The sequence below is a fragment of the Dysgonomonas sp. 521 genome, assembly GCF_010501055.1.
Taxonomy (GTDB): Bacteria; Bacteroidota; Bacteroidia; order Bacteroidales; family Dysgonomonadaceae; genus Dysgonomonas.
In genome coordinates this window covers 1-5,217 of the sequence record NZ_QVMO01000151.1, presented here as the reverse complement: position 1 = coordinate 5,217, position 5,217 = coordinate 1, and the positions used below count along the sequence as shown (strand labels likewise).

Genomic DNA, 5,217 nt, shown 5'->3' with positions numbered 1-5,217 from the left:
AACAACTCCATATTATTAGATGAATTATTTAAAGTACAATAAATTATTGAATTAGACATAAAAAAGAAAGGCGCATAACTATAATCTTTGTTATTTATCAGGGATTTTAAGTCCTGACCGATTTCATTCAATTTCTTGGATAGCTTTTGCATCCATTTATCAAAATCTTCATTATTGATATACATGATTTTACTTTTTTGAAATTAATAATTCGATTAATTCCAATGCATTGGTATGACAAAGCTTGCTAGAATGAGGTGATAAAAATAGAGGTATCTGGAATAGACCCTCTATTTTAAATTGTAAGAAATAGTATATCAGTCGATTACAGAATCATCTTTTTTTATCTTTATCTTTTTGGGCTTTTCGTTTATTGTATTCTTTGACAAGGACTGCTTTTAAAGCATCAAGTGTTTTAGTTAAATTATAAGGCTTTCGTTTGAAAAGCTCCCTTTGGCAATCATAAATATCATTGAAACTGAATCCAAAACTCTGTTCAAAGACATTGGCAAATGATATTTTCGAAGGATTTTTACCTGCTTCATCAATACTACCCAACAATTCTATAGAAGTGAGCAATTCTGTCATACCCATTATTCCCAGATTCGGAAATTTAGGTATGAGTGATAAAGTAGATTTGAATGTTTGCTCAATTGACTGTTGTAGTGATTGAGGGGAGTGAATTTTGAGTTTTAGTAACTCAATTTCAGATTCAAGGAACCATATTGCTTTTTGGATATAGAGATTTTTGAGCGCATTTTTTCCCCTGCTCGTATAAAATTTGTGTTTGTAATGTTTTAAGCTCTATACGAGAATAAGTCAATAATCGAAAGATTTTCGAGAAATCAGTTTCGAATTGACCAATAGATTCTATTTGTTCTATAAAGTGCCCATAGGCATTCTGTATTTCATGGTTTGTTACTGAAGAAGCTTCAGACAATAGACTGAATAACTTCGTGTCGAATAATTCTTTCATATGCAATTGTTTTTTAAGATTTAATCAAAAGAAAGTTTATACGATATCATAAGTCAATTACAAGGTCTATCATTGATTTTTTTAGTGGATTTCGTTTTAATTTTTAGGAACTATCCATAATTATATTTCTGAGATTATAAATTTGTCAGAACATTGTTTTATCTTTTCCAACGTTTATGTGTCCATAGCCAGCCGTATGGCTCTTCTTTGATGTTTTCAGTCAGTAAATCAACATATTTCTGGCTTATTTCTCCTTCATTCGTAGATTCAGCTTCGGAACATATGGGGATACACGTTACTTTATAATTTCCTTTTGATAGTTGTGCTATATGCAGGTAGATAACTGCCGACCGACTTATACGCGCCAGCTTCTCCATGCCCGAAAAGAGATAGGTTTCCTGATTCAATAACTCGAATTTATATTTTTCTTCTTTTATTCGGGGGCATTGATCGGCCAGAAATAAGTAAACAGCAGATGATTTCTTTGTCAGAATATGACGTATAACGGATTTGTCGGGTATCAGTTTTATACCGAACCGCGACCGGAGTTTAATCATCAATCTGTTTATTATGCCAGATCGCAGAGGTTTATAAACGGCATACATATCGTGGAGAAGTTTATAGGGCATAAAGTTCAGCAATTCCCAATTTCCGCAATGTCCCAAACAAACAATAACATTCCGTCCGGCGTTCATGTGCCTGTCTATAAGTTCCAAATTTTCAAACGTTATTTTCTTATCAAGTACCTTTGCCGGAGCGGATATGCTTTTAAGTATTTCGGCAAAGTAGTCGGTAAAGCAGGCATAGAATTTCTTTACCACACAGCGGATTTCTCCATATTTCATATCGGGAAAAGAACGTGAAATATTTTGAATCACAACTGCTTTCCTATATCCGATAACATGATAAGAGAGGAAAAATGTAACGGATGCCATTGCATACAGGAGCGTCATCGGCAGCAGACTTATGATATAGACAACCCCATATAGACTTTTGTATGCAATGATTTGTAAAATTTGTTTCATTATCATTCTTTTATTTCAAAAACTTTTTTCTTACCTAATTTCAATTTTACCAACATCTTGTCCATTAGATAATAAACCACCGGAACAACAATAAGCGTCAGAAACATGGAACTAATCAATCCTCCGATCATCACCCAAGCCAGACCGTTTTTCCATTCGGCTCCCGCTCCGGTTGCCAGTGCGATGGGAAGCATGCCGATTACTGTTGCAGCTGTTGTCATCAGGATTGGGCGAAATCGCTGGCGGGTTGCCTCAATCAATGCGACTTTCAGTTCCATGCCTTTTTCTTTCGACTGATTAGTGAAATCGACTAAGATGATGGCATTTTTGGCGACAAGCCCTATGAGTGCAAGTAAGCCAAGCAGGGTAAACAGGTTAAGGGTATCCATCGTCAGAGCCAAAGCGAGTAATGCACCTATTATGGCAAGAGGAATAGAGATTAATACGACAAAGGGGTACACGTAGTTATTGTATAGCAATACCATAATGAGGTAAACCAACAGAATGGAGATGATGAGTGCTATTCCCATTGTTCCAAAACTTTCGTCCTGCATTTCAAGTTCGCCACCGGGAATTATCGTGATGTTTTCCGGCAAATCGAGGGAATTTATTATTTGGCTAACATCCTGCCCGATGTCGCCGATGGGACGACCGCCGACCTGGCAATTTAGCGTGATGCAGGAACTACGGTTACGGCGTTCCAAAATGCCCGGCGCATCGGTTTCTTCTATCCGTGCAAACTGTTTCAGTTTGACAGCTTCACCGGAGGTATTTATGAGTGTAAGATTTTCAACGTCCATCGTACTCCTGCGGTTGAAATTGTCAAGACGGATATTGATGTCGTATTCGTATTCGTTTTGCCTGAATTTTGCGTCATTGTTTCCGCTGAATGCGTCGCCCAATGCCCTGCCCAACATTTCAAAAGGGATTCCTAATGCTGCCATCTTTTCACGGTCGGGAATGATACTGATTTCGGGACTACTTTCTTCGACTGATAACTTGGGATCAACTATACCTTTTACGGATTTGATACTATGGAGAAGAAGATTGGCAGCCGTCCGCACGGAATCAATATGATGTCCGGTAATGTAATACTGTATCGGAGCTTCATCTATATTTCCCATCAGGTCGGTTGTGGCCACCCATATTTGCGCTCCGGGTATATGCTGTTGCAGAAAAAATTTTGCTTCCCGTGAAAAATCGGAAGTTGAAATGTTACGCCTGTTATGTGGAATCATCTTTACACGCAAATCGGCTAAACGGGCTTGTGGTTGTCCGTTATCTTCTGCGCCTACGGTAGTAAATACGGTTTCGACTAAAGGGTTGCTTCTCAAAATGTTTTCCGCTTGGTAAGTGATTTGGTTGGATTGTTCGATGGTAACATCACGGGGCAGTTCCAGCTTCATAACAAATTGTCCCTGATCTCCCATCGGGGCAAAGTTGCTTCCGATAAAACCAAACGCTATCAGGCTTATAGAGCCTATCAAAGCCACAAGAGTAACTACCAACGTAATCAACTTATGCGACAAAGACCAAGCTAAAAGACTTGAAAACCATTTGGCAATACCCTCTATCCGGTTCTCAAAAGTCTTAATACCTTTTCCGATAAAGCCCTCACGGTTAAATTCATCTATTTTCCCAAACTGGGAGTAGAGCAAGGGTACTACGGTAAATGAAACCAACAGGCTGAACAGTACCGCAATGGCGATAGTAACGGCAAATTGACGAAATACATTGGCGATAATCCCTTGTGTCAAAGAAATAGGAATGAACACTACCACCAGCACCAGCGTAATGGAAACGATTGTACCACCTATCTCACGAAGTCCATCGTATGCCGCCTGCATCCTGTTTTTCCCCATTTCCATGTGGCGGTGAATATTTTCGATCACCACGATGGCGTCATCGACCAAAATGCCGACTACAAGTGTTATAGCTAACAACGACATCAGGTTAAGGCTGAAACCGAATAGATACATGACGATGAACGTGGAAACGAGTGATAGAGGAATGGCGATGGAAACAATAATAGAATTTCGTACACTGCACAAAAAAAGTAGCATTGTAAAGGCTACCAAAATGATAGCTATTACAAGGTCGATCATCACGGAGTTGGAGGCTTCCAATGTAAATTCGGCATTGTCAGCCGCTATCATAAAGTGTAAGCCGGAGGTTTCGTATTCTGATTCTAAGGCATTCAGTATTCCCCGCGTTATTTCGGATATTTCTACGGTATTGGCATCGGCAGAGCGTTGCAGGGTGATACCAATAGAAGGTATTCCATTTATCCGGCTAAGGGTTTCTACTTCCTTATTTCCATCGTGTACATCCGCAATATTCTTTACCTTTATGGCCGTTCCATCGGGCATATACTTCAATACCACATTCTCAATATCAGCAAGGCTGCTGTATTTCCCCTGCAAACGAATTTGCGTTTGTTTATTGTCGCTTTTTATTTTTCCGGTAGGGAAGTCAAGGTTAGAGGTAATCAATACATTACTAATATCGAGAATGGAAAGCCCATATGCAGCCATTCTTTCTTCATTGATATTTACCTGTATTTCACGTTCATTTCCGCCGATGAGCGTAACTTGTGCAACTCCCGGTATTCTCTCCAAAGCAGGTTTTATTTCGTGGTCGATGAGGTCATAAAATTCTGTTTCGCCCATATTTGCCACTGCTCCGATTGTCATAATGGGAATATCGGCGAGGCTAAAATCGTTGATAGACGGTTCTTTCACGCTCTCCGGCAGGTCGGAACGTATGGCATTTACTTTTCGCTGTGCATTTTGAAGGGCTTTATCCAAATCACTTCCGGCTTTTAACCGGATAGTTACCAAAGAGAAGTTTTCTATTGAGGTAGAGGTAATCTCTTCAATTCCTTCGATAGAAGAGATGGCATCTTCTATCTTTTTGGTTACGGAATTTTCCACTTCGCTGGCTCCTGCTCCCGGATATAGGGTGCTGACGGAAATAACGTCAAACTCCATGCGGGGCATTAATTCCCTGTTAAGCTGTGTCAAAGAATAAACGCCGAAAAAAGCGAGTATGACAAACATCACGACAACGGTAGTCGGACGAATGATTGATAGTTTTATGATGTTCATGTTTTATAAGTTTACACTAGTGTCCGGTTATAAATCAAACAGTTTCAACTGTTTATCGTCACCAGGACTTATTGATTTGTAATTATTTTTTGTAAACAGTTCATCTATA

Annotated in this window: 4 protein-coding genes and 1 pseudogene; all 5 read right to left on the bottom strand. The window is 39.3% G+C overall.

The window, feature by feature from the left end; all coding sequences use genetic code 11:
- Positions 1 to 185, bottom strand: a pseudogene (locus tag D0T84_RS23170) (hypothetical protein); the annotation flags it as partial.
- Positions 186 to 333: 148 nt separating this feature from the next.
- Entirely contained in the window at positions 334 to 594 is a 261-nt protein-coding gene (locus D0T84_RS21190; protein WP_163309928.1) for a hypothetical protein, read from the bottom strand.
- A 118-nt stretch (positions 595 to 712) separates the two neighbouring features.
- Positions 713 to 976: a hypothetical protein gene (locus D0T84_RS21185; RefSeq protein ID WP_163309927.1), complete on the bottom strand. Its 264-nt coding sequence runs from the start codon at positions 974 to 976 to the stop codon at positions 713 to 715.
- A 158-nt stretch (positions 977 to 1,134) separates the two neighbouring features.
- Positions 1,135 to 2,001 (bottom strand): lysophospholipid acyltransferase family protein, encoded by an 867-nt coding sequence (locus tag D0T84_RS21180; RefSeq protein ID WP_221413161.1) that lies wholly within the window; start codon positions 1,999 to 2,001, stop codon positions 1,135 to 1,137.
- 2 nt (positions 2,002 to 2,003) lie between these two features.
- Positions 2,004 to 5,108 (bottom strand): efflux RND transporter permease subunit, encoded by a 3,105-nt coding sequence (locus D0T84_RS21175; protein ID WP_163309925.1) that lies wholly within the window; start codon positions 5,106 to 5,108, stop codon positions 2,004 to 2,006.
- Positions 5,109 to 5,217: the final 109 nt, after the last annotated feature.